General features: G+C 69.1%; 16 protein-coding genes. 8 read left to right on the top strand and 8 right to left on the bottom strand.

All coding sequences use genetic code 11. The annotated features are described in order from the left end of the window. The first annotated feature begins 159 nt into the window (after window positions 1–159). A complete protein-coding gene (locus AB0H36_RS23665) occupies window positions 160–984 on the top strand; it encodes an HAD-IB family hydrolase (protein WP_360527267.1) in 825 nt (274 codons plus the stop codon). A gap of 290 nt (window positions 985–1274) precedes the next feature. On the opposite strand, the gene AB0H36_RS23660 is transcribed toward AB0H36_RS23665, so the two are convergent. Continuing rightward, window positions 1275–2048, bottom strand: a complete 774-nt coding sequence (locus tag AB0H36_RS23660; protein ID WP_360527166.1) for a cell filamentation protein Fic — start codon at window positions 2046–2048, stop codon at window positions 1275–1277. A 24-nt stretch (window positions 2049–2072) separates the two neighbouring features. Between AB0H36_RS23660 and AB0H36_RS23655 the strand changes: the two genes are divergently transcribed. From AB0H36_RS23655 to AB0H36_RS23640, 4 genes are all read left to right on the top strand, one after another. Further along, window positions 2073–4289, top strand: coding sequence for a CDP-glycerol glycerophosphotransferase family protein (locus AB0H36_RS23655; protein WP_360527163.1), 2217 nt, complete (start codon window positions 2073–2075; stop codon window positions 4287–4289). 125 nt (window positions 4290–4414) lie between these two features. Further along, complete coding sequence (gene argS / locus AB0H36_RS23650; protein WP_360527160.1) at window positions 4415–6109, top strand: arginine--tRNA ligase; 1695 nt, start codon at window positions 4415–4417, stop codon at window positions 6107–6109. A gap of 18 nt (window positions 6110–6127) precedes the next feature. Then, complete coding sequence (locus tag AB0H36_RS23645; protein WP_360527157.1) at window positions 6128–7156, top strand: alpha/beta hydrolase-fold protein; 1029 nt, start codon at window positions 6128–6130, stop codon at window positions 7154–7156. 41 nt (window positions 7157–7197) lie between these two features. Further along, window positions 7198–8166 (top strand): GNAT family N-acetyltransferase, encoded by a 969-nt coding sequence (locus AB0H36_RS23640; RefSeq protein WP_360527154.1) that lies wholly within the window; start codon window positions 7198–7200, stop codon window positions 8164–8166. A 43-nt stretch (window positions 8167–8209) separates the two neighbouring features. Here the strand turns inward: AB0H36_RS23640 and AB0H36_RS23635 are convergent, their stop codons facing one another. Then, window positions 8210–9691 (bottom strand): MFS transporter, encoded by a 1482-nt coding sequence (locus AB0H36_RS23635; protein WP_360527151.1) that lies wholly within the window; start codon window positions 9689–9691, stop codon window positions 8210–8212. 146 nt (window positions 9692–9837) lie between these two features. Here AB0H36_RS23635 and AB0H36_RS23630 point away from each other — a divergent pair, with 146 nt between their 5' ends. Then, window positions 9838–10416 carry a helix-turn-helix domain-containing protein gene (locus AB0H36_RS23630; RefSeq protein ID WP_360527148.1) on the top strand — a complete coding sequence of 193 codons (579 nt, stop codon included), beginning with the start codon at window positions 9838–9840 and terminating at the stop codon, window positions 10414–10416. On the opposite strand, the gene rfbC is transcribed toward AB0H36_RS23630, so the two are convergent. Continuing rightward, window positions 10397–10915, bottom strand: coding sequence for a dTDP-4-dehydrorhamnose 3,5-epimerase (gene rfbC, locus AB0H36_RS23625; protein WP_360527145.1), 519 nt, complete (start codon window positions 10913–10915; stop codon window positions 10397–10399). The genes AB0H36_RS23630 and rfbC overlap by 20 nt on opposite strands. After that, a complete protein-coding gene (locus AB0H36_RS23620) occupies window positions 10912–12123 on the bottom strand; it encodes a DUF2786 domain-containing protein (RefSeq protein ID WP_360527142.1) in 1212 nt (403 codons plus the stop codon). Before AB0H36_RS23620 ends, rfbC begins: the two co-directional genes overlap by 4 nt. A 179-nt stretch (window positions 12124–12302) precedes the next feature. On the opposite strand from AB0H36_RS23620, the gene AB0H36_RS23615 reads away from it, so the two are divergent. After that, window positions 12303–13694: an FAD-binding oxidoreductase gene (locus AB0H36_RS23615; RefSeq protein WP_360527139.1), complete on the top strand. Its 1392-nt coding sequence runs from the start codon at window positions 12303–12305 to the stop codon at window positions 13692–13694. A gap of 26 nt (window positions 13695–13720) precedes the next feature. Here the strand turns inward: AB0H36_RS23615 and AB0H36_RS23610 are convergent, their stop codons facing one another. The 3 genes from AB0H36_RS23610 to AB0H36_RS23600 are packed head-to-tail and all read right to left on the bottom strand — an operon-like array spanning window position 13721 to window position 15949. Then, on the bottom strand, window positions 13721–14470 hold the full coding sequence (locus AB0H36_RS23610; protein WP_360527136.1) for an SDR family NAD(P)-dependent oxidoreductase: 750 nt from the start codon (window positions 14468–14470) through the stop codon (window positions 13721–13723). Continuing rightward, window positions 14460–15701 carry a class I adenylate-forming enzyme family protein gene (locus AB0H36_RS23605; RefSeq protein WP_360527133.1) on the bottom strand — a complete coding sequence of 414 codons (1242 nt, stop codon included), beginning with the start codon at window positions 15699–15701 and terminating at the stop codon, window positions 14460–14462. The genes AB0H36_RS23610 and AB0H36_RS23605 overlap by 11 nt, the downstream gene beginning before the upstream one ends. Beyond that, window positions 15698–15949, bottom strand: coding sequence for a phosphopantetheine-binding protein (locus tag AB0H36_RS23600; protein ID WP_360527130.1), 252 nt, complete (start codon window positions 15947–15949; stop codon window positions 15698–15700). Before AB0H36_RS23600 ends, AB0H36_RS23605 begins: the two co-directional genes overlap by 4 nt. A 310-nt stretch (window positions 15950–16259) precedes the next feature. Between AB0H36_RS23600 and AB0H36_RS23595 the strand changes: the two genes are divergently transcribed. Beyond that, entirely contained in the window at window positions 16260–18722 is a 2463-nt protein-coding gene (locus tag AB0H36_RS23595; protein WP_360527127.1) for a hypothetical protein, read from the top strand. A gap of 4 nt (window positions 18723–18726) precedes the next feature. Here the strand turns inward: AB0H36_RS23595 and AB0H36_RS23590 are convergent, their stop codons facing one another. Further along, window positions 18727–20001: a DUF4143 domain-containing protein gene (locus AB0H36_RS23590; RefSeq protein ID WP_360527124.1), complete on the bottom strand. Its 1275-nt coding sequence runs from the start codon at window positions 19999–20001 to the stop codon at window positions 18727–18729. Between the last annotated feature and the right edge of the window lie 44 nt (window positions 20002–20045).

Genomic DNA, 20045 nt, shown 5'->3' with positions numbered 1-20045 from the left:
CACATCTCAGTTCGGTTGCAACTGAGACTGCGTCACCCAGGCGCTGAAACCGCCCGATCAGGCGTTTCCGGCCAGTGTCACTGTCACACTGTCAAACAGTCTAACGGGAGACCGGCCCACACAAAAGCCCGGGTCCCTCGGCGTTTCGCCCCGATGCCTATGCTCGACCCCATGGCGCACCCCGGGACGGGCCGATCGGCCGCCTTCTTCGATCTGGACAAGACCATAATCGCCCGATCCAGCACGCTGGCCTTCTCGCGGCCGTTCTACGCCGGCGGCCTGATCAACCGCCGGACCGTCCTGCGCAGCGCCTACGCCCAGTTCGTGTACCTGCTCGGTGGCGCCGACCACGACCAGATGGAGCGGATGCGCGAGTACCTGTCCGCGATGTGCACCGGCTGGGACGTGGAGACGGTCAAGGCGATCGTCGCCGACACCCTGCACCACATCGTCACGCCGATGATCCACGAGGAGGCGGTCGAGCTCATCGACCAGCACCACGCGGCCGGCCGGGACGTGGTGATCGTGTCGTCGTCCGGGGCCGAGGTGGTCGAGCCGATCGGCGCGATGCTCGGCGCCGACAAGGTGATCGCGACCCGGATGGTAGTTGCTGACGGCAAGTACACCGGCGAGATCGAGGACTACGCCTACGGTCCGCACAAGGCGACCGCGATGTTGGCGCTCGCCGAGGCCGAGGATTACGACCTGGCGAGTTGCTACGCGTACTCCGACTCCGTGACCGACGAGCCGATGCTGGCTGCGGTCGGTCACCCGTTCGCGGTCAACCCGGACAAGGGCCTGCGCCGGATCGCGGTCGCCCGCGGCTGGCCGGTGCTCGACTTCAACGAGCCGGTCGGGCTCGCCGAGCGGAACCGTTTTCGCGACGTACGGCGACCTGCCCTGGCCACCGCGGCGGTCGCCGGACTGGCGGCGTGGGCGTTCTTCCTAGCCTCGCGGCGGCGTACCCGACGGCCCGAAAGCTGAGCCGGCGCCGGGACCGGAAGCTGAAGGATGCTTCATTGTTCTCAACTCCATGAAGGTCACGTAAGCCCTTCACAGAAAGGGTTTTCAGGAGTACAAAGGAAGCACAAAGGACCTTCGGGTCCGGTAGAGATTGCACGGAACCCAGGCACCCACGCGGCGACCAGCCCATCCCAACCGGGCAGCGCGACCCAGGCCAAGTCCTGTGGCGGCAGACAGGTGCACGCATGGTAACCAGGATGACGTGCCAGCGACGGCGTTCTCATCAGAGAACGCCGTTCGCACGTCCCGGGTCAGCCCGCCAGCGGCGAGCGCTCGGCACCGAGTGACACCACTTCACAGGACCGCAGCAACCAGTCACGAACTCCGGTCAGCCCTCGCGCTGCGTAGTCGCCGAGGCCCGACGAATAGGTGCCTGCCAACTCATAGTGACCGGCCTCGGGCACCGTGACCGCGACGGGGTCGATGCCTCGGGCAACCAACATGCAGCGTTCGGCCGCCCGGGCAACCAGTCCGTTGGCGGTCGGGAAGGGGCGCAGGATGGCGAGCTCGGCATGGACGACCGCCGCGACCACGAGACCGGGCGCCTTGGTCGGGCGGGTCAGGTTCTGGGCCAGGGCGCTCAGCCGCTCCCACATCTCGTCCGCGCCCGGGGCCGGCGGCAGGCCCGGGATGTCGTCCGGCACCGGTTCGCGACTGGTCCGGAGATGACCCAACTGGTCTTCCGGCCCCAGATCGGCCGCGGCCAACTGGTGCAGTCTGGTCCAGACCTGCACCGGGGCGGTGTCCGTCCGGGGCGCGAGCCGCATCAGCTCGCCGGTGATCCGGACCGCGCCGGTCGCCAGTCCGTCCGCGGCTCCTCGCCGTACCTCGTCGAGGGTCGCCGGGCTGCCGGCCAGGGCGGCCGAGGCGTGCGCGCCGCGGAGCAGCGCCTCGGCGGTGACGTCCGAGCCGACCTTGCGCAGACCACGGTCCCGGAGCAGTACGTCGACCGCGTCGCGGGCCGCCCGCGCCGCCGACCCGACCCCCTCGAGACCGCCTAGTGGCTCGAACACATCAGCACTCATAGCTGCACCCTAGGATGACGTGGCATGGCGCTCGGCACCGTCCCCAAGTTCAGCATCGTGGTCCCCTGTCACGCCTCCCGGGCGTGGTTGCGGTCGTGCCTGGACTCGGTGCTCGGTCAGTCGTTCACCGACTTCGAGATCATCGGGGTGGATGACGCCGATCTGGACGGCTCCGGCCGGATCCTGGACGAGTACGCCGCGGCCGATCCGCGGGTCCGGGTGCTGCACCTGGACGAGAACGTCGGTCTGGGCCTGGCCCGGAACGCCGGGCTGAAGGAGTGCCGCGGGGACTACGTGCTGTTCCTGGACGCCGACGACCTGTACCTGCCGGGCTCGCTGGAGGCGATCGCGACCCGGATCGACGCGACCGACCGGCCGGACATCCTGCTGTTCGACTACGAGCGGATCTTCTGGGACGGCCGGGTGGTCCGCAACCAGCGGCACGACGCCTTCGCCGGCCACGGCGCCGGGGTGTTCACCGCGGCCGAGCGGCCGATCTTCCTGACCTTCCTCGAGGTGGTCTGGAACAAGGCCTGCCGGCGGGACTTCCTGACCCGGCACGGCTTCGCGTTCACGGCCGGGTTCTACGAGGACGCGCCCTGGACCTACTCGACCATGCTGACCGCCGAGCGGATCGCCACCCTGGACCGGGTGGTCGTTCACTACCGGCAGCACCGCACCGGCGGCAACATCCACGCCACCGGCGGCCGCCGGCAGTGGGACATCTTCGACCAGTACGACCGGGTGCACGCGTTCATCCAGTCCGACCCGGAGCTGGCCGGCTGGCGGCGGTTCGCGTTCGACCGGTCCCTGGACCACATCCTCGCCGTCCTGGCGAAGCCGGAGCGGGTCGCGCCGGACGACCGGGCCGACTTCTTCCACGCGGCGCACGCCTTCGCCAAGCGCTGGAAGCCGGAGGGCTACAACACCGACCGCACGGGCCGCGGGTTCAAGCGCTGGATGCTCATCCACGACGACTACGCGACGTACTCCACGCTCAAGCTGAGCGCCAAGATGCTGCAGGTCCAGAACCCGCGCAAGGCGGTCGGCAAGCTCCGGCACCGCGGCAAGCTCGACCCGAACCTGGCCGCGTACTGCTCCTACTGGTTCAAGCAGTACGCCTGCAACCCGCGGGCGATCTACGAGAAGGCGGCCGAGCTGGCGCCGCAGCTGCGCGGGGTCTGGGTGGTCGACGCCGACCACCTGCACGTCGTCCCGGAGGGAGTCGAGTACGTCGTCGCGGGCTCACCGGCGTACCAGAAGCTGCTCGACAAGGCGACGTACTTCATCAGCAACATGAATTGGCCGAAGGAGCTGGAGAAGCGGGAGGGGCAGATCCACCTGCAGACCCAGCACGGGACACCGCTCAAGACGATGGGGACCGACCTGCGGCACTTCCCGGAGGCCGGCCGGGACCTCGACCTCGACGAGCTGATGCGGCAGACCGACCGCTGGGACTTCAACCTCTCGGCGAACCGGTACTCCTCGGAGATCTGGGAGCGGACCTACCCGGCGTACTTCGAGGAGCTCGAGTACGGCTTCCCTCGGAACGACCGGCTGCTCAACGCGAGCCTGGACGAGGTCCGCGCGATCCGGGCCGGGTTCGGCTTCGACGACTCGCACCTGGTGGTGCTGTACGCGCCGACGTTCCGGGACGGGGTCGACTCGGTGCGGCTGCCGACCGGCCTGGTCGATCTGGGCGGGACCGGCATCCACCTCGACCTGGACCGGCTGGCCTCCTCGGTCGGCGACCACGGCCGGGTGCTGGTGCGGACGCACTACTCGCTGTCGGCGACGCCCGAGGTGCACTCGGGCAAGGTGATCGACGTGTCCCGGCACCCGCGCGTCGAAGACCTGATGCTGGCGGCCGACGTGCTCATCTCGGACTACTCCTCCATCACCTTCGACTACGCGAACCTGGACCGGCCGATCGTGCTGCTGGTCGAGGACCAGACCTTCTACGACGGCCGCCGCGGCACCTACTTCGACATCACCGAGTTCCCGCCCGGCCTGGTCGCGCGGTCGCCCGAGGAGCTGCTGGCCGGCCTGCGGTCCGGCGCGTTCGCCTCGCCGGAGGCCGCCAAGCACCGGCATCTCTACCGGGAGAAGTTCTGCGAGTTCGACGACGGCCGCGCGGCCGAGCGCGTCGTACGGCGGGTGTTCCTCGGCGAGACCGACGTGCCGCCGATCACGCCGCTCGCGGAGCGCAGCCCGGCACCCTCGGCGCACTTTCGTGCATAATGGCTGACATGTCGATCAGCCTGGAGTCCGCGAGCGCCCTGCGCCTGCGCCTCAGCCTGCGACGACGACGCACTGTGTGAACACCTCATCCGTCGTTCCAGTGCGTCTACTTCAAAGGACCTGTGATGTCCGCTGTTCTGCCTGTCCTGGCCACCAGACTGTCCACCGCCGCCGCGGCTGCCTTCGGCTCGTCGTACGGCGACCTCGACCCTGAGCTGCGGTCGGCGACCAAGCCCGAGTTCGGCCACTACCAGAGCAACCTCGCGCTGCGGCTCGGCAACGCCCTCGGTCAACCGCCGCGGGCGGTCGCCGTACGCCTGGTCGAGGCGCTCGACGTCGCGGACCTGTGCGAAACGCCTTCCATCGCTGGGCCCGGCTTCATCAACCTGACGCTGAACCAGTCGACGCTCGCCGCCGCGGTCAACCAGCCGCAAGCCTTCACGCCAAGGAACCAGCGGGTGGTCGTCGACTACTCGCAGCCGAACGTCGCGAAGCAGATGCACGTCGGCCACCTCCGGTCGACGGTCATCGGCGACGCGCTCTGCAACGTCCTGCAGTACGTCGGCTACGACCTGGTCCGGCAGAACCATGTCGGCGACTGGGGCACGCAGTACGGCATGATGATCGAGCAACTCCTGAGTGAGGACCTCGCCGCGGAAGCCCTTGATCTGGAGGGTTTGCAGCTGCTGTACGAGCGGAGCCGGAAGCACTTCGATGCCGACGGCGCCTTCGCCGACCTGTCCCGGGCCCGGGTCGTCCTGCTGCAGTCGGGCGATCCGGAGACGCGGGCGATCTGGCGGCGGATGGTCGAGGTTTCGCTCGACGACTTCGACCAGGTCTACGCGCTGCTCGGCTCCAAGCTGACGCGGGACGACGTGGTCGGCGAGAGCGCCTACAACGACGACCTGCCGCGGATCGTCGACGAACTGCTGGAGAAGGGTCTGCTGACCGAGTCCGACGGTGCGCTGTGCGCGTTCCTGCCGGGATTCAGGGGCCGGGACGGGCAGCCGCTGCCGGTGATCGTGCGGAAGTCCGACGGCGGGTTCGGCTACAGCGCGACCGACCTCGCCGCCGTCCGGCACCGGGTGTCGACGCTGCACGCCGACCGGATCGTGTACGTCGTCGACCACCGGCAGGCTCTGCACTTCGAGCAGATCTTCACACTCGCCCGGATCGCAGACTGGTTGCCGTCGACAACGACTGCGGAGCACGTCGGCTTCGGGACCGTGCTCGGCCCGAACGGGAAGCCGTTCAAGACCAGAGCCGGCGGCACGGTCAAGCTGACCACTCTGCTCGACGAGGCGGTCACCCGGGCCGACGCCCTGCTCGAAGGGCGGGAGGGCATCGACCGGCAGGCCACGGCGAAGGCCGTCGGGATCGGAGCAGTCAAGTACGCCGACCTGTCCAGCGACCGGGGCAACGACTACGTGTTCGACCTGGACCGGATGGTCGCGATGACCGGCAACACCGGTCCGTACCTGCAGTACGCGCACGCCCGGCTGACCAGACTGCTGTCCAAGGCCGGTACAAGCCACGACCAGGTCACCCAGCTTAAGGACCCGGCCGAGCAGCAGCTGGCGCTGCTACTGACCGGCTTTGCGGACGTCGTCGTACAGGTGGCCGAGACGCTGCAGCCGCATCGGCTCTGCACCTATCTGTACGACGTCGCGACCGCACTGTCGGCGTTCTACGAGCTGTGCCCGGTGCTGACCAGCGAAGGCGAGACCAGAGCAAGCCGGATCGCGCTCTGCACGGCGACCCGGAAGGTGTTGCACGATGGACTGGGCCTGCTCGGCATAGCGGCCCCGGACGCCATGTGACTCTTCAGGAGGTTGCCCATGCTGCCGTGGTCCGCGGATCTGGCCGGCCGGTTCGAGCAGACGACGTACACCAGCGAGTTGCTGCGCGGGAACCCGCTCGGTGACCCGCATGAGCGGCCGGTGCTCGTCTACCTGCCGCCCGGGTACGACGACTCCGACCGGCGCTACCCGTCGATCTACGTGACGATGGGGTACACCGGTCACCTCGGGATGCTGTTCAACCGGACGGCGTTCCGGCAGCCCTGGCCGGAGTTGGTCGACGCGCTGTTCGCGACCGGCGACGTGCCGCCGGCGATCGTCGTGTTCGTCGACACCTGGACGAAGTACGGCGGCAGCCAGTGCCTCGACTCCCCCGGCACCGGGCAGTACCACTCGTACCTGTGCGAGGAGATCGTCCCCTGGGTCGACGCGACGTACCGGACCGTCGCCGACCGCGACCACCGGGCGATCACCGGTAAGTCCAGCGGCGGCTACGTGGCCATGGTGACGCCACTGCTGCGACCGGACGTCTTCGGCGCCCTGGCCACGCACGCCGGCGACGCGGCCTTCGACCTGTGCTACCGGCCCGAGTTCCCCGAGCGCGCACGGACACTGCGGGACAAGTACGACGGCAGCTACGACAAGTTCTTCGAGTCGGTGGCGACCCGGATCGGGCGGACCACTGACGAGGACCTGCACCTGATGGAGATGTACGGCTACGCGTCGGCCTACTCCGCCGAACCGGACGGGAAGGTGCTGCTGCCGTTCGACGAACTGGGTGTGCTGATCCCGGAGGTCTGGGCGCGCTGGCTGTCCCGCGACCCCGTCGAGATGGTCCGCGAACCGCAGTACGCCGACGCGCTGCGCTCGCTGCGGGCGGTGTGGATCGACGCCGGCCGGCAGGACGAGTTCTACTTGGACCTCGGCGCGACTGCGTTCCGTCGGGCAGCCGGAAGGGCAGGTTTCCCCGACGATCGGCTGCACTTCGAGCTGTTCGAGGGCACCCACGGCGGGATCGAGTTCCGCTACCCGATGGCGATCGGCTGGCTGGCCGAACGGCTGCAGTAATTCGGGTGCCCGGATCGCGAGGCACGCCGTACCTTCGAACCATGAGCTGGCCGGAGGGGATCGAGGCGCGCCCGATCGACAAGGGTGACGCGGACGCGTGGGCGGAGTTGCTGGCCGCCAAGGAGAAAGTCGACCAAGAGGGGGAGAACTACGACGCCCAGGACCTGATCGACGAACTGGAGGACCCGCACCTCGATCCGGCGCTGGACACCATCGGCCTGTGGGCCGACGGCCGGATGGTCGGGTACGGCAAGCTGCATGCCCCCGAGGGCCTGGTCGAGATCGACCGGGTCACCACCGAGGGCACGGTCCATCCGGAATGGCGCCGGCGCGGCATCGGCTCGGCTCTGATGCCGTGGCTGATCAAGCGGGCCGGCGAGCTGCACGTGGCCCGGCACCCGCAGGCGCCGGGTGAGGTGACCGGCAACCGGATCAACACGAACGTCGGCGCCGAGCGGCTGTTCCAGAAGTTCGGCTTCGAGGAGCGCCGGTACTTCTTCGACATGAAGCGCCCGCTGGACCAGCCGGTGCCGGAGGTCGCGCTCGCGGACGGGCTGCGGATCGTCCCGTTCGACCTGGCGATGAACGAGGCGCTGCGGGTGGTTCACAACGACGTGTTCGCCGACCACTGGGGTTCGACCCCGCGCGACGCGGACAGCTGGAACACCTGGTTCACGGGTGCGCGGGCGTTCCGCGGGGAGTCGTCGTACGTCATCCTCGACGGCGATGCGATCGCGGCCTACGTGCTCGGGTACGAGTACGAGGCCGACACGGAGGCGACCGGGATCCGGGAGCTGTACATCGGCCAGGTCGGGACCATGAAGGCCTACCGCGGCCGCGGTCTGGCCGGCGTGGCACTGGCGAAGGTGCTGACCGAGGCGGCCAAGGCCGGCTACCAGCGGTCCGCGCTTGGCGTGGACGCGGACAACCCGACGGGCGCCCTGGGCCTGTACGAGCGGCTCGGCTACTCGGTGTCGTCCAAGTGGACCAGCTACGGCCTGCCGATCTGACCTCAAGGGGTACGCCAATGACCGGCGCACCCCCTGGGGGTTCTCAGATGTGCGAGTCGACCATCACCGGCTCAGGCGAGCGCTCGATCGGACCGCGGCGGAACCAGGTCCACGGGCGGACGCTGAGGATGATCACCGTCAGGCTCAGCGCGGCGTAGACGAGCGAGCCGACGAAGGCTGCGTGCACGCCGTCGGTCAGCACCTCGCGCGGAGCGGCCGACGTCGAGTTGCGGCTCGCCGTACCGAAGATGGTGACCAGGATGCCGAGGCCGAGCGCGCCGCCGACCTGCTGGACCACGTTCAGCATGCCGGACGCGGCGCCCGAGTCCTCCGGTGCGACGCCCGAGATGGCCCGGCCGACCAGCGGGATGAAGATCATCCCGGCGCCCAGGCCGAACAGCAGCATCGGCCCGACCACATCGGCCAGGTAGGTGCTGCGAGCATCCAGTCGGGTCAGCCACACCGTGCCCAGAGTCACGAGTACCGACCCGGTCAGCATCAGCTTGCCGCCGTCGATCCGGGCGACCAGCCTCGGCACGATCCGGGACGAGGCGAACAGCAGACCGGTCAGCGGCAGGAAGGCGAGACCGGCCGCCAGCGGGCTGAGCTCGAGCACACCTTGCAGGTACTGCGTGAGGAAGAAGAACATCCCGAACATCGTCCCGACCACCAGCAGCATGGTCAGGTACGACGCCGAGCGGTCAGCCGACCGGAACAGCCGCAGCGGGACGATCGGGTGGCTGACCCGGCGCTCGATCAGCACGAACGCGACCAGCAGCACCACGCCGACCGTGAACGCGGCCAGCACCTCGGCCGACGTCCAGCCGACCTCGGCGACCCGGATGAAGCCGTAGACGAGCGAGGTGATGCCGAGCGTCGAGGTGAGCGCGCCGGCCACGTCGAACCGGCCGGTCTCCGGCTCGGTCTCGGTCAGCACCTGCCGCGCCGCGATGACGAGTCCGATGCCGATCGGCACGTTGATGAACAGACCCCAGCGCCAGGACACCCAGTCCGTCAGCATGCCCCCGAGCACCAGGCCGACGCTGCCACCACCGGACGACACCAGGCTGTAGTAGCCGAGCGCCTTCATCCGTTCCGGACCTTCGCGGTAGGTGAGCATGAGCAGGGTCAGGGCGGCCGGGGCCGCGATGGCGCCACCGATGCCCTGCAGGACACGGGCGGCGAGCAGGAGCTCGGCGTTCGGGGCGAGGCCGCCGAGCAGGGAGGCGAGCGTGAAGACGCTCACGCCCGTGACGAACACGCGGCGGCGGCCGAGCAGGTCGCCGGCCCGGGCGCCGAGCAGGAGCAGGCCGCCGAACGCGAGCGCGTAGGCGTTCTGCACCCAGGACAGGCTGGAAGGGCTGAAGTCGAGGGCTTGCTGGATCTTCGGCATCGCGATGTTCACCACGGTGCCGTCGAGGATGACCATCAGCTGGGTGATCAGGATGACCGCGAGGACGACCCCCGGCCGCCGCGCGGGCGAGCCGGCAGCGGCGCCGGCCGGGCCTGAGGTTGTTGCCGACATATTGCTCCTTACCCCGAAGGGGTTACAGTTGAGAGAGAAAGCGGAGCGCTCCTCCGGATACAATACGGAGGCTGCCTCCGCTTTAGCAAGCGATATTCTCGGTGAACTTTGTGCGGAGCCCCCGCTACGGACAGTGAGGAGGCCGGATGGCGCCGACACCCCTGCCGTCGACGCGGCCGACCCGTGCCGACGCGGCGCGGAACTACGACCTGCTGGTCACCGCCGCCCGGGAGGCGTTCGCCGAGCACGGCACCGACACCTCGCTCGAGGAGATCGCCCGCCGGGCCGGCGTCGGCATCGGCACGCTCTACCGCCGGTTCCCGAACCGGGTCGCGCTGCTCGAGGCGGTCTACATCGACGAGATCCAGTCGGTCTGCGACCGGGCGTACGACTTCGACCGGGAGCTCGAGCCGTTCGAGGCGCTGGCCGCCTGGCTGCGCAGCTTCGTCGGGTACGGCCTGTCCAAGAAGTCCCTGGCCAGTGAGCTGACAGTTGCTCTAGGCAAGGACTCGCCGTTCTTCCAGTCCTGCAAGGTGAACGTGCAGGAGGCCGGGCAACTGCTGCTGGACAAGGCGAAGGCGGCCGGCGAGGTCCGGCCGGAGCTCGAGCTGATGGACATCATGCGGCTGGTCGGGGGGATCAACATGGGCCGGGACATGGAGCCCGAGCAGGCCCACCGGCTGCTCGACATCGTCCTCTGCGGTCTCAGGCCCGCGTCCGCCTGACCTCGGCCAGCGACGGGTTCGCGGCGTCTCGCTCGGTGTAGGTGAGCCGCTCCCGCGGGAACGGCCAGTAGATCGCAAGCTCGGGGTCGAACAGGTCCACCGTGACGCGCTCCGGCGACCAGTACTCGTTCACCAGGAAGTTGTAGACGGTGTGCGGCTCCAGCGTGCAGAACGAGTTGCCGACGCCGCGTGGGACGTAGAGCGCCTGCCCGGCGTCGAGCTCGAACGTCTCCACCCGGCCGAAGGTCTCACCGGCACGCAGGTCGACGATCGCCGCGAACACCCGGCCCACCGACGGCGACAGGTACTTGTCCCAGGGCTCGGCGTGAATTCCGCGGGTGACGCCGGGCTCGGCCAGGTACAGCACGTTGTGCTGCCGCACCTCGAAGTGTGGCATCCCGGCGGCCTCCAGCTTGGCGGCGTGGAAGCTCTCCTTGAACCAGCCGTCGTCGTTCGGCTGGACGTCCAGATCGATCCGCAGCACACCGGGGATCGTCATCGGCGCACCTGCCGGCGGGCCTCGAGCTGCGCCTGGTCGGCGGCGGTCAGACCTGCGTCCCAGCCGGCGCCGTTGGTGATCCTGGTCCGCCGGGTCGTGGTCCTCGGGAACAGCCTGGTGAACAACGCATCCACCTGCTCCTCCCGTTTCGTCAGCACCGGCAGCAACCGGTCCGCGTCCTCCTCCGGTACGGCGGCCTGAGTCGCAGCCGTGGTCGCCTGCAACCGCTCCCCGATCCGCTGCGCGTACGCCATCAGGAACGACTGCCGGAAGGACCTGGTCCGGGATTCGCCGCGCCGCCCAATGTGTTTGCCTGCGGCAAGCATCGCGCGGTTGGCCTGCACCAGCAGGGAGGTGCTGAGAATCTCGGTGAGCTGCAGGTCCAGCTCGGCGCCGACGATGGAGACCACAGCGAGGTCGTCGATCACGACCGTCCGGCACCGGTTCGCCGACGCGACCGCGCCGACCAGTTGCGCCTTGGCCGACACGTACGGCGTGTCGACCCAGATCCGGCGGCCGGCGGAGTCGTCGGGGATCTCCACCGCCGGGTCGGCCTCGACCAGGGCGCGGTCGAGGGAGAACTTCGCCATCAGCTCCTGCGCCTTGCCGGACAGCGCCTCGGCCTCGTCCGGGAACTCGGTTGCCTCCGCCTTTGCGAGCAGTCCCCGGATCCGCGCGAGCACCTTCCCGTTCGCCGGGACCACGGGCTTGGTGGCCTGGTTCGCCGTACCCGGCAGGGAATAGAGACGAGCCAGGATCGGAAGTGATTGGAGGAAGCCGGCGAGGGACAGGGCGTGGTGGAGGGTGAGGTAGCGGCCGACTCGAGCCGCTGCTGCCCAGGCGGTGAGGCTCAGCTCGGTGAAGGGTTGCGAGACTCCCAAGTCCGTCAACTGGTCGAGCCAGCGTGGGTCGATGGTGGTGACGCGATAGCCCTGGTGCTCCGCGGAGATCGCTGCCAGCAGCAACGGTTCGATGCCCGGATCCAGCTCGCGCCGTCCGTGCTGGACGACGTCGGCCGGGGACCAGCCGCGCTGCCAAGTGGCCCGGAGCAGACCGATCAGAAACCCTTGCAGGCAACGGTCCACCTGCGCCTGGTCGCGCTCGTCGTACGCACCCAGGCGGGCCAGTTGCTGGTCGGCCCGATCGTCGCGCACGGCAACGATCGACGCCGCAACCGGCAACAATCGAAGGATCTCCTCATCACTCACGCGGTCGAGTCTGACACTCAACGAAGTTGTCACTCAAACGCGATGCGGAGCCCTTGTGGAAAACCGGCGCTTTCTTAAGCCTGTCTGAAGACAGCGCGCGAAGATCTGCCCAAAAGGCCGCTGTCTCACGGGAGGCAGGCGCCTAGCCTGACAGCAGCACAAATCGGGGAGGGGAATCAATGACTCAGCTTGCGGAAGCCGGCTTCGACGAACTACGCGCGGCTCTGACGGGCAGCGTGCTCGGACCGGGCGAGGACGGGTACGACGACGCCCGGCGGCTGTGGAACGCACAGCACGACCGGCGCCCGGCGGTGATCGCCCAGGTGCGGTCCGCCGAGGACGTCGCCGCCGCCGTCCGGTTCGCGGTCGCGCAGGGACTGGAGATCGCGGTTCGCGGCGGCTCGCACAGCATGTCCGGCGCGTCGTCGGTCGATGACGGCCTGATGATCGACCTGAGCGGGATGAACCAGGTCACGGTCGACGTGGAGGCCCGCCGGGCCCGGGTCGGCGGCGGCGCGCTGCTGCGTGACCTCGACGCGGCGACCCAGCCGCACGGTCTCGCCGTACCGGCCGGGATGGTCAGCCACACCGGTGTCGGCGGGCTCACGCTCGGCGGCGGGATGGGCTGGCTGAGCCGCCAGCACGGGCTCAGCATCGACAACCTGGTGTCGGTCCGGATCGTCACCGCGGACGGCAGCATCCTGCGCGCCTCCGAGGACGAGAACCCGGACCTGTTCTGGGCCGTCCGGGGTGGTGGCGGCAACTTCGGCGTGGTGACGGAGTTCGAGTTCCGGCTGCACCCGGCCGGGCCGATGGTCAACTACGGCCTGGTGTTCTGGGGCCTGGAGCAGGGCGTTGACGTGCTCCGGCTGGCCCGGGAGCTGATCCCGAGCCTGCCGCCGACGTTCACCGTCGTACCGGCCTGCCTGAACGCGCCGCCGGCGCCGTTCGTGCCGGAGCAGCACCACTTCCAGCCGGGCTACGGCCTGGTGGTGGTCGGGTTCGGCACGCCGGCAGAGCATGCGGAGGTGCTGGAGCGGATCCGCGCCACGTTGCCGCCGCTGTTCGAGTTCGCGACGCCGATGCCGTACGTCGCTCTGCAGCAGTCGCTGGACGAGGCGAACGGCTGGGGCCACTACTGCTACGAGAAGGGCACCTACCTCGAGGAGCTGTCCGACGGCGCCATCGAGGTCATCACCGAGCACGTGCCGAAGAAGAACTCACCGCTGTCGGCCGTGCTGTTCTACCGGCTCGACCACGCGTACTCGTCGGTCGCCGACGACGCGACCGCGTTCGGTGGCGGGCGGACGGACCGGTACGCGGTGTTCGCGATCGCGCAGACCCCGGTGCCGGAACTGCAGGACGCCGAGATCGCCTGGGTGCGGGGGTTCTGGGACGCCCTGCAGCCGCACGCGGTCAACATCGGCAGCTACGTCAACGGCATGACGGACTACGACGAGGCTCGGCTGCGGGCGTCGTACGGCGATACCAAGTACGAGCGGCTGGTCGAGATCAAGCGAAAGTACGACCCGGCCAACGTGTTCCACCGGAACCAGAACATCAAGCCCTGAGGCCGGCTCCTGGTCCGTCGGCGGCGTCAGATCGAGGCGGCGCCGTCGACGACCAGGACCTGGCCGTTGATGTTGGTGGTGTCGAGCAGCAGCATCCGGACCACCGGCACGACGTCGTCCGGCTCGGTCAGGTGGCCGGTCGGCGTCCGGCGGACGATCTGGTCGAGCTGGGTCTGGCCGAGCACCGCGGACATCTCCGAGGCGAAGAAGCCGGGCGCGACCGCGTTCGCGAGCACCCGGCCGCCGAGCTCGCGGGCCAGCGAACGGGTCGCCGCGTCCATCCCGCCCTTGGTGGCGGAGTACGCGACCAGGCCTGGGTAGCCACGCTGGCCGCAGATCGAGGTGACGTTGACGATCCGGCCCTTCAGGCCCTTCGTGAGCATCCGGCGCAGTACGAACCGGGTCAGGATCAGCGGCGAGGTCAGGTTGGTCTGGATGATCTCGGCCAGGTGGTCGGCCTTGGTGTGGACGTGCAGCGAGTCCTGGCCGATCGCGGCGTTGTTGACCAGGCCGTCGATCGGGCCGAGGGTCGCCTCGACCGCCTTCACGAACTCCTGACCGGCCGCGGCGTCGTTGACGTCGACGGAGCCGTAGTACAGGTGGTCCGGGTACTTCTCGCCGAGGGCGGTCAGCTCCGGGGTCACGGTCCGGGCGAAGGCGGCCACCTTCAGCCCGGCGGCGAGCAGGTCGGTGACGATCGCCAGCCCGAGGCCGCGGGACCCACCCGACACCAGGACGACCGACGCGGGCGGGACCACGCTGGATTCAGACTTCACTCTTGAGCGTCTCTTTCTGCGGGATCTCGTCGAGGAACCGGATCCGCCGCGGTACGCCGTAGTCCGGCAGCCGGCTCGAACACCACTGGACCAGGTCGGAGTCGGTGATCGGGCCGAGCGCTGGGTTAGGCACCACTTCGGCGGCGACCATCCGCCCGACCAGCGGGGCCTTGCGGGCGAACACCCGCGCCCAGGAGACGCCCGGGTGACCCATCAGCACGTTGCGGACGATGCCGGCCGAGACCTTCGAGCCGCCGACGTTGATCTCGTCGGTGTCGATCCGGCCGGTGATCAGCACCCGGTCGCCCTCGAACTCGACGCGGTCACCGGTGTGCACCGCGCCGACCAGTCCGGCGCCGTGGTGCGGCGAGCGGATCACCAGCTCGTCGCCGTCCAGCGACAGCATCGGGCGGTCCGGATCGGGCTTGCGGTCCAGCCACTCGCGCGGGAACCCGGACTGCCCGTCGTGCACCACGATCGACGCCCCGACCTCGGACGACGCGTAGATCCAGGAGATGCGGGCCTTCGGGAAGAGCTCGCGCAGCTGGTCCAGGATCGCCTGGTCCACCGGTTCGCCGCCGAGCGTGACCTGCTCCAGCGGTACGTCGGCCAGCGCATCGGCATCGCGGTAGATCGCCTGACGCCAGAAGGTCGGCGTACCCGAGGCGGCGGTGACACCGTGCTCGGCGGCGATCGCCGGCCAGTCCTCCAGCTCGTCGGGCTCGATCACGACCAGGCCTTGATCGGCGTGGGTCAGTGAGAGCGTGACGACCTGCCACCACGCATAGGTGCCGGGTGAGTACGGCAGGAGCCACGTGCGCGGCGGCTGCTCGCCGGTCACGGTCGTCAGGGTCTCGAGGGTGTGGCCGATGCGCCTGGGCCGACCGGTCGAGCCCGAGGTGAGAAGCCAGGCGCGGCCGGATTCCTCGACCCGCTTGAGCTTCGCCGGTGTCACGTCGCCCTCGGGCAGCACGATGGCGAAGCCGGACTCGCCCAGCTCCTCGCGCATGCGCTCGTCGACACGGGTGCGTGTCGCCACCAACAGCTCGGTGCCGTGCACCGCGTGGTGGCGCAGGGCGGCCAGCGCGTCCGCACCGTTGTCGACCAGCACGGCGGCCGGCGACGGAAGTTGCGGAAGCTTGTGCAGGGTCCGCCAGGTCAGGCTCTTCCCGGCGACGACAACCGTGTTGTCGTCACCGATGAGGGCGGTGCTCCGGCGCCGCGTGGTCACGCCGACTGGAGGTGCTCGATGAAGTCCAGCACGTCGCCGACAGTGGCGATCCGGCGCAGCCCGGGGGCATCGAAGTTCAGCTCGTCACCCAGCTCGTCCTCGACCCGGAGGGCCAGCTCGGAGAAGTCCAGCGACCGGAAGCCGATCTCGCGGAGATCGGCGGTGTCGTCGCCCGGCAATGTTCGTCCTTGCGCCGTCATCACCTCGCCCATCAACTCCCTGACCCTGCCGCGTGCTACCGAAGTCATGAGGCCAAAGCCTAGCTGGTGCGTTCGGCGGCTCAGGGCGGCTGATCGGCGGCGCGACGTCGTACGAAGGCCTTGAAACGTTTGACCCGGCTGGAGATCTCCCAGCCGATCAGGGCGATCAACGGCGCCGCGGCGGCGACCGCCGCGAGCACGATCCTTTCCTCGACCGGCAGGCCGGCAATATGCAGAGCGGGCGAGCATCGGACCTCCCGTCTGACCTGGGAGATTACCGAGTGTAAAGATGAACTTCCGTGCGGTAAACGGCTCGCCGCCTGCCAGTGCGAATCCCGCGACTCATACACTTCTGCGGGTGATCAGAGTCGGGCGGAGCAAGCGCGTGCCCACCGCCCGAGGCCGGCGGGTGGCGCGCGGTCGTGGGGCGCGGGTGGCCGCGATGGTGAGCCTGCCGGTGCTGCCGCTGGCCTGGTTCGTCGCGTTGCAGGAGCATCCGCCGTGGATGCCGGGCGCGTACCTCGGCTACCTGCTGCTGGTGATCGCCGTACCCGGCACGATGTTCTGGCGGCGGCTCACCGGCGGCACCGGGTGGTTCACGACCGACGTCGTCCTCGGTACGGCGTTCGGGCTGGCCGTCGAGGCGTTGCTCTACCCGCTCGGGATGGTGTTCAGCATGCCGCTCGCGGCGCTGCTGATGCCTGCGCTGGCGTTCGGCATGGTTCGCGCACTGCCTCGGCGCAAGCTGCCCGAGCGTCCGACGCCGTGGTGGGCGATTGCGGGCGGCATGGCTGCGGTCGGTGTGGCGGCCGCGTGGTTCGTGCGGGTCGGCTCGCAACTGATCCCGCTGAACGGGCCGAGTGCGCTGCGGCCGAACTCGGACGCACCACACAGCCTCGCACTGGCTGCCGAGCTGACGCACCACTTCCCGGCGAGGGTCCCGTACGCCGACGGCAAGTCGCTGACCAGCCACTGGGCCGCGTACGACCACATTGCGTCTTCGCACTGGATCACGAGTGTTCCGCTCGATGTGCTGACGCACCGGATGGTGCCGTTCGCGTTGCTCTTGCTGACCGTGCTGGGAGCCGGCGCGGTCGGCATGCTGCTGACTGGGCGCGCTGTCGCCGGGCCGATCGCAGCCGGGCTCACTGTGTTGGCCGGCGATCTTGCTGCTTGGCCGTGGAGCGTGTCGGACCGGCTGTTCACCGAGACCCCGTTCTCGCTCGGCCAGCTGACCAATCCGCCGCAGGCGTTCTCCACGGTGTTACTGCTACCGCTGATCGCGGTCACTGCGGTGCTGTTGCGACGCAAGCCCGGTCAGACGCGTGCACAGCTCTTTGGGCTCTTTGTTGCGGCTGGCGTGCTTGTTGCTGCTCTTGCTTTGACCAAGGCGACCACGCTGCCGGTCTACGCCGCTGGGCTTGCTGCAGCTTGGGTCTACCTGACTGTCCGGGCTGGTCGGCTCAACCTGCGTGCGCTCGTGCTTGGTGTGGGTGTGGCGGCCGCGTATGCGCTGGCATTCTTCGTCGTACTGGGTGGTGCGTCGTCCAGCGTGATGTTCGACCCGGGTGCGACGTTCGAGTACATGGCCGAGCGGATGGGCGGTAGTGGGTCCACGGTCGCCGTGATTGCTGCGGTGGTCGCGATCGGGTGGCTCATGCCGGCTGCCGGTGCGCTGCTGATCCGGCGACGGCTGCCACGTGATCCGATGCCGGTGTTCCTCGTCGTTGGGTTCCTGGCGGCGCTGGCGGCTGGAGCGTTGCTGTACGACGACGGACAGGCTCAGCTGTTCTTCGTCCGCACTGGCTTCATCTACGGCGTCCTGCTCGCAACCTGGGGACTCGGGTCGCTGGAGCGGCGTCAGTACTGGGTTGCCGCGATCGCACTGCTCATCGGGGTCGCCGCGATCTACTGGGGTCGCTACCGGTCCCCGTCGTCGTGCACGTCGGAGAGCTGCTTCGGTCAGGGGCTGGCGGTGGCTCTGGCGATCGCGGTGCTCGGCATCGGCGTGTTCGGGCTGATCTTGCGCGGCAAACGTCGTACCTGGGCTGTCATCGCGGTCTCGGTCCTCCTGGGTACGACGGTGTCGCCGACGGCGGTGTCGTTGCGTGAGTTCGCCACGCCGTCGTTGACCGAGTACGAATCGATCGCGCCGGGCGGGATCGAAGCGGCGCGGTTCATCCGGCGCAACTCGGGGTCGGGCGACCTGATCGCGACCAACCTGCACTGCCACCGCGCCCGCGCGTCGCACTGCCTGACCGGCTCCTACTGGATCGCCGGGTACGCCGAACGCCGCGTGCTCGTGCAGGGCTGGGCCTACAAGACCAGAGTGGACGACACGTACCCGGACGGCGTGCAGAGCAGCTACTGGGACGCGGAGAAGCTGCGTCTGAACGACGAGGCGTTCACCAACCCGACGCGCGACGTACTGGAGACCCTGCGGACGCGGTACGGCGTCCAGTGGCTGCTACTCGACGACCGTGTCGGCGCCCCACCGAAGAACCTCGAGCGCCTCACCGAGCTCCGCTTCCACCTGGGCACGGTCCGCGTCTACCAGCTCTACCCACCCCCACCGGCCAACCCGTTCCCGACGACCACACCGTCCCCGACGGGCTCGCCGACCGGTTCCCCGACCGGGTCACCGACCCAGTCCCCGTCGACCCCGGGCCAGACCTTCCCGTCCCCGACGTTCCCGACCCAGACCCTCCCCACGCCGGTTGTCCCCGGCCAAACCTTCCCGACCACAGGCACCACCCCAACCTTCCCCACCGGCCCCCTCCCGACCCAGATCACCACCACACCAGGCATCCGAGTCCCCTGACCGCTCAGGGCCCGAGCAGCGCTGCCGGGACGACCGCGATCCCGTCGGCCCGCCGGTACGCCTCAGGTCCGGTGTAGACAACCACTGCATCCAGCAGGTCGTCGCCGATCTGATTCTTCAACCACAGCAGGTGTTTCACGTCGGCGTCACCGACGGAGGACGCCAACTTCACCTCGAACGCAAGCACCCGTTGATCGGCGCGCTCCACGATCAGATCGACCTCGTGGTCGCCGTTCCTCGTCCGCAGATGCCGAACGGATGCCTCCGCAGCCTGCGCGTACACCCTCAGGTCCAGGGTCACCAGCGCCTCGAACAACTGGCCGAGTAGGACACCGTCCCGAATCTGAGGCGGCCCCTTGATCGCCCCATCGAGCAGAGCCGGCGCATCTGCACCGAGCAAAGCCGCGGCCAGCGCCGGATCAGCCAACTGATGCTTGGGAGCGGACGCCAGCCGGTTGAGCCGGTTGCGCGTCGGCAGCCACGCTTCGACGGGCTCCAGCAGCCACAGCTGACTGAGCACATCCCGGTACGCGATGGTCGTCGTCTTCGCAGGCTTGTCGCTGTCACCGGCGGTCGCGGCGTCCAAAATCGCGTTGTACGACGTTGTTGTCGCGGTGGCCGCCGCATAGGCAGCCAACCAGGCTCGCAACGTGGCCGGCCGACGTACCAGGTGTCCGTGCTCCGGGAAGTCCCGCTCGACGATCCGTTCCAGGTAGCCCGCCAACTGCGCTCTGCGAGCACGGCCGGACAGCCGCCGGATCCCCGGGAAGCCCGACCGGACAATCTCTTCGGCGTACGCTTCCAGGTCCAGGTCCGACGTTCCTTCGACTGGTTCGCGAGCGCCGCTGAGCAGCGCGCGAAGGCTGACACGCGGTACTGCGATGCCGCGCTCAGCCAGAGACATCGGCCGCATGCGCAACCGGACGATCCGGCCGGCTCCCGAGTGGGTCGGAGTGTCGGCCGGACTCGCGCTGCCGGTGAGCAGGTACCGGCCCGGCTCGGCACCGCGGTCCACCGCCCGCCGGATCACATCCCACACCGGCGGGTGCAGCTGCCACTCGTCGACCAGGACCGGCGACGTGGCCCGCTCGAGCCGAGCCGGATCCGCCGCGAGCAGTTCCCGCTGGCCTGCCTCGTCGAGCGCGAACACGGTCTTGGCCCGGCGGACCGCAGTCTCGGTCTTGCCGACGCCTTTCGGACCGTCGAGCGTGATCGCGGGCAGGTCGGTCAGCAGGTCGTCCAGCTCGGCGTCGACGACTCGCCGCAGGTAGCCACTCACCGCGCTAGACTACCGTTAGCAGGACTCAAAGACTACCTTTAGCA

This window comes from Kribbella sp. NPDC050820 (genome assembly GCF_040653975.1).
In the GTDB taxonomy this organism is placed as follows: domain Bacteria; phylum Actinomycetota; class Actinomycetes; order Propionibacteriales; family Kribbellaceae; genus Kribbella.
The sequence above is the reverse complement of the archived record's forward strand: the minus strand, read 5'-3'. Positions and strand labels throughout refer to the sequence as shown.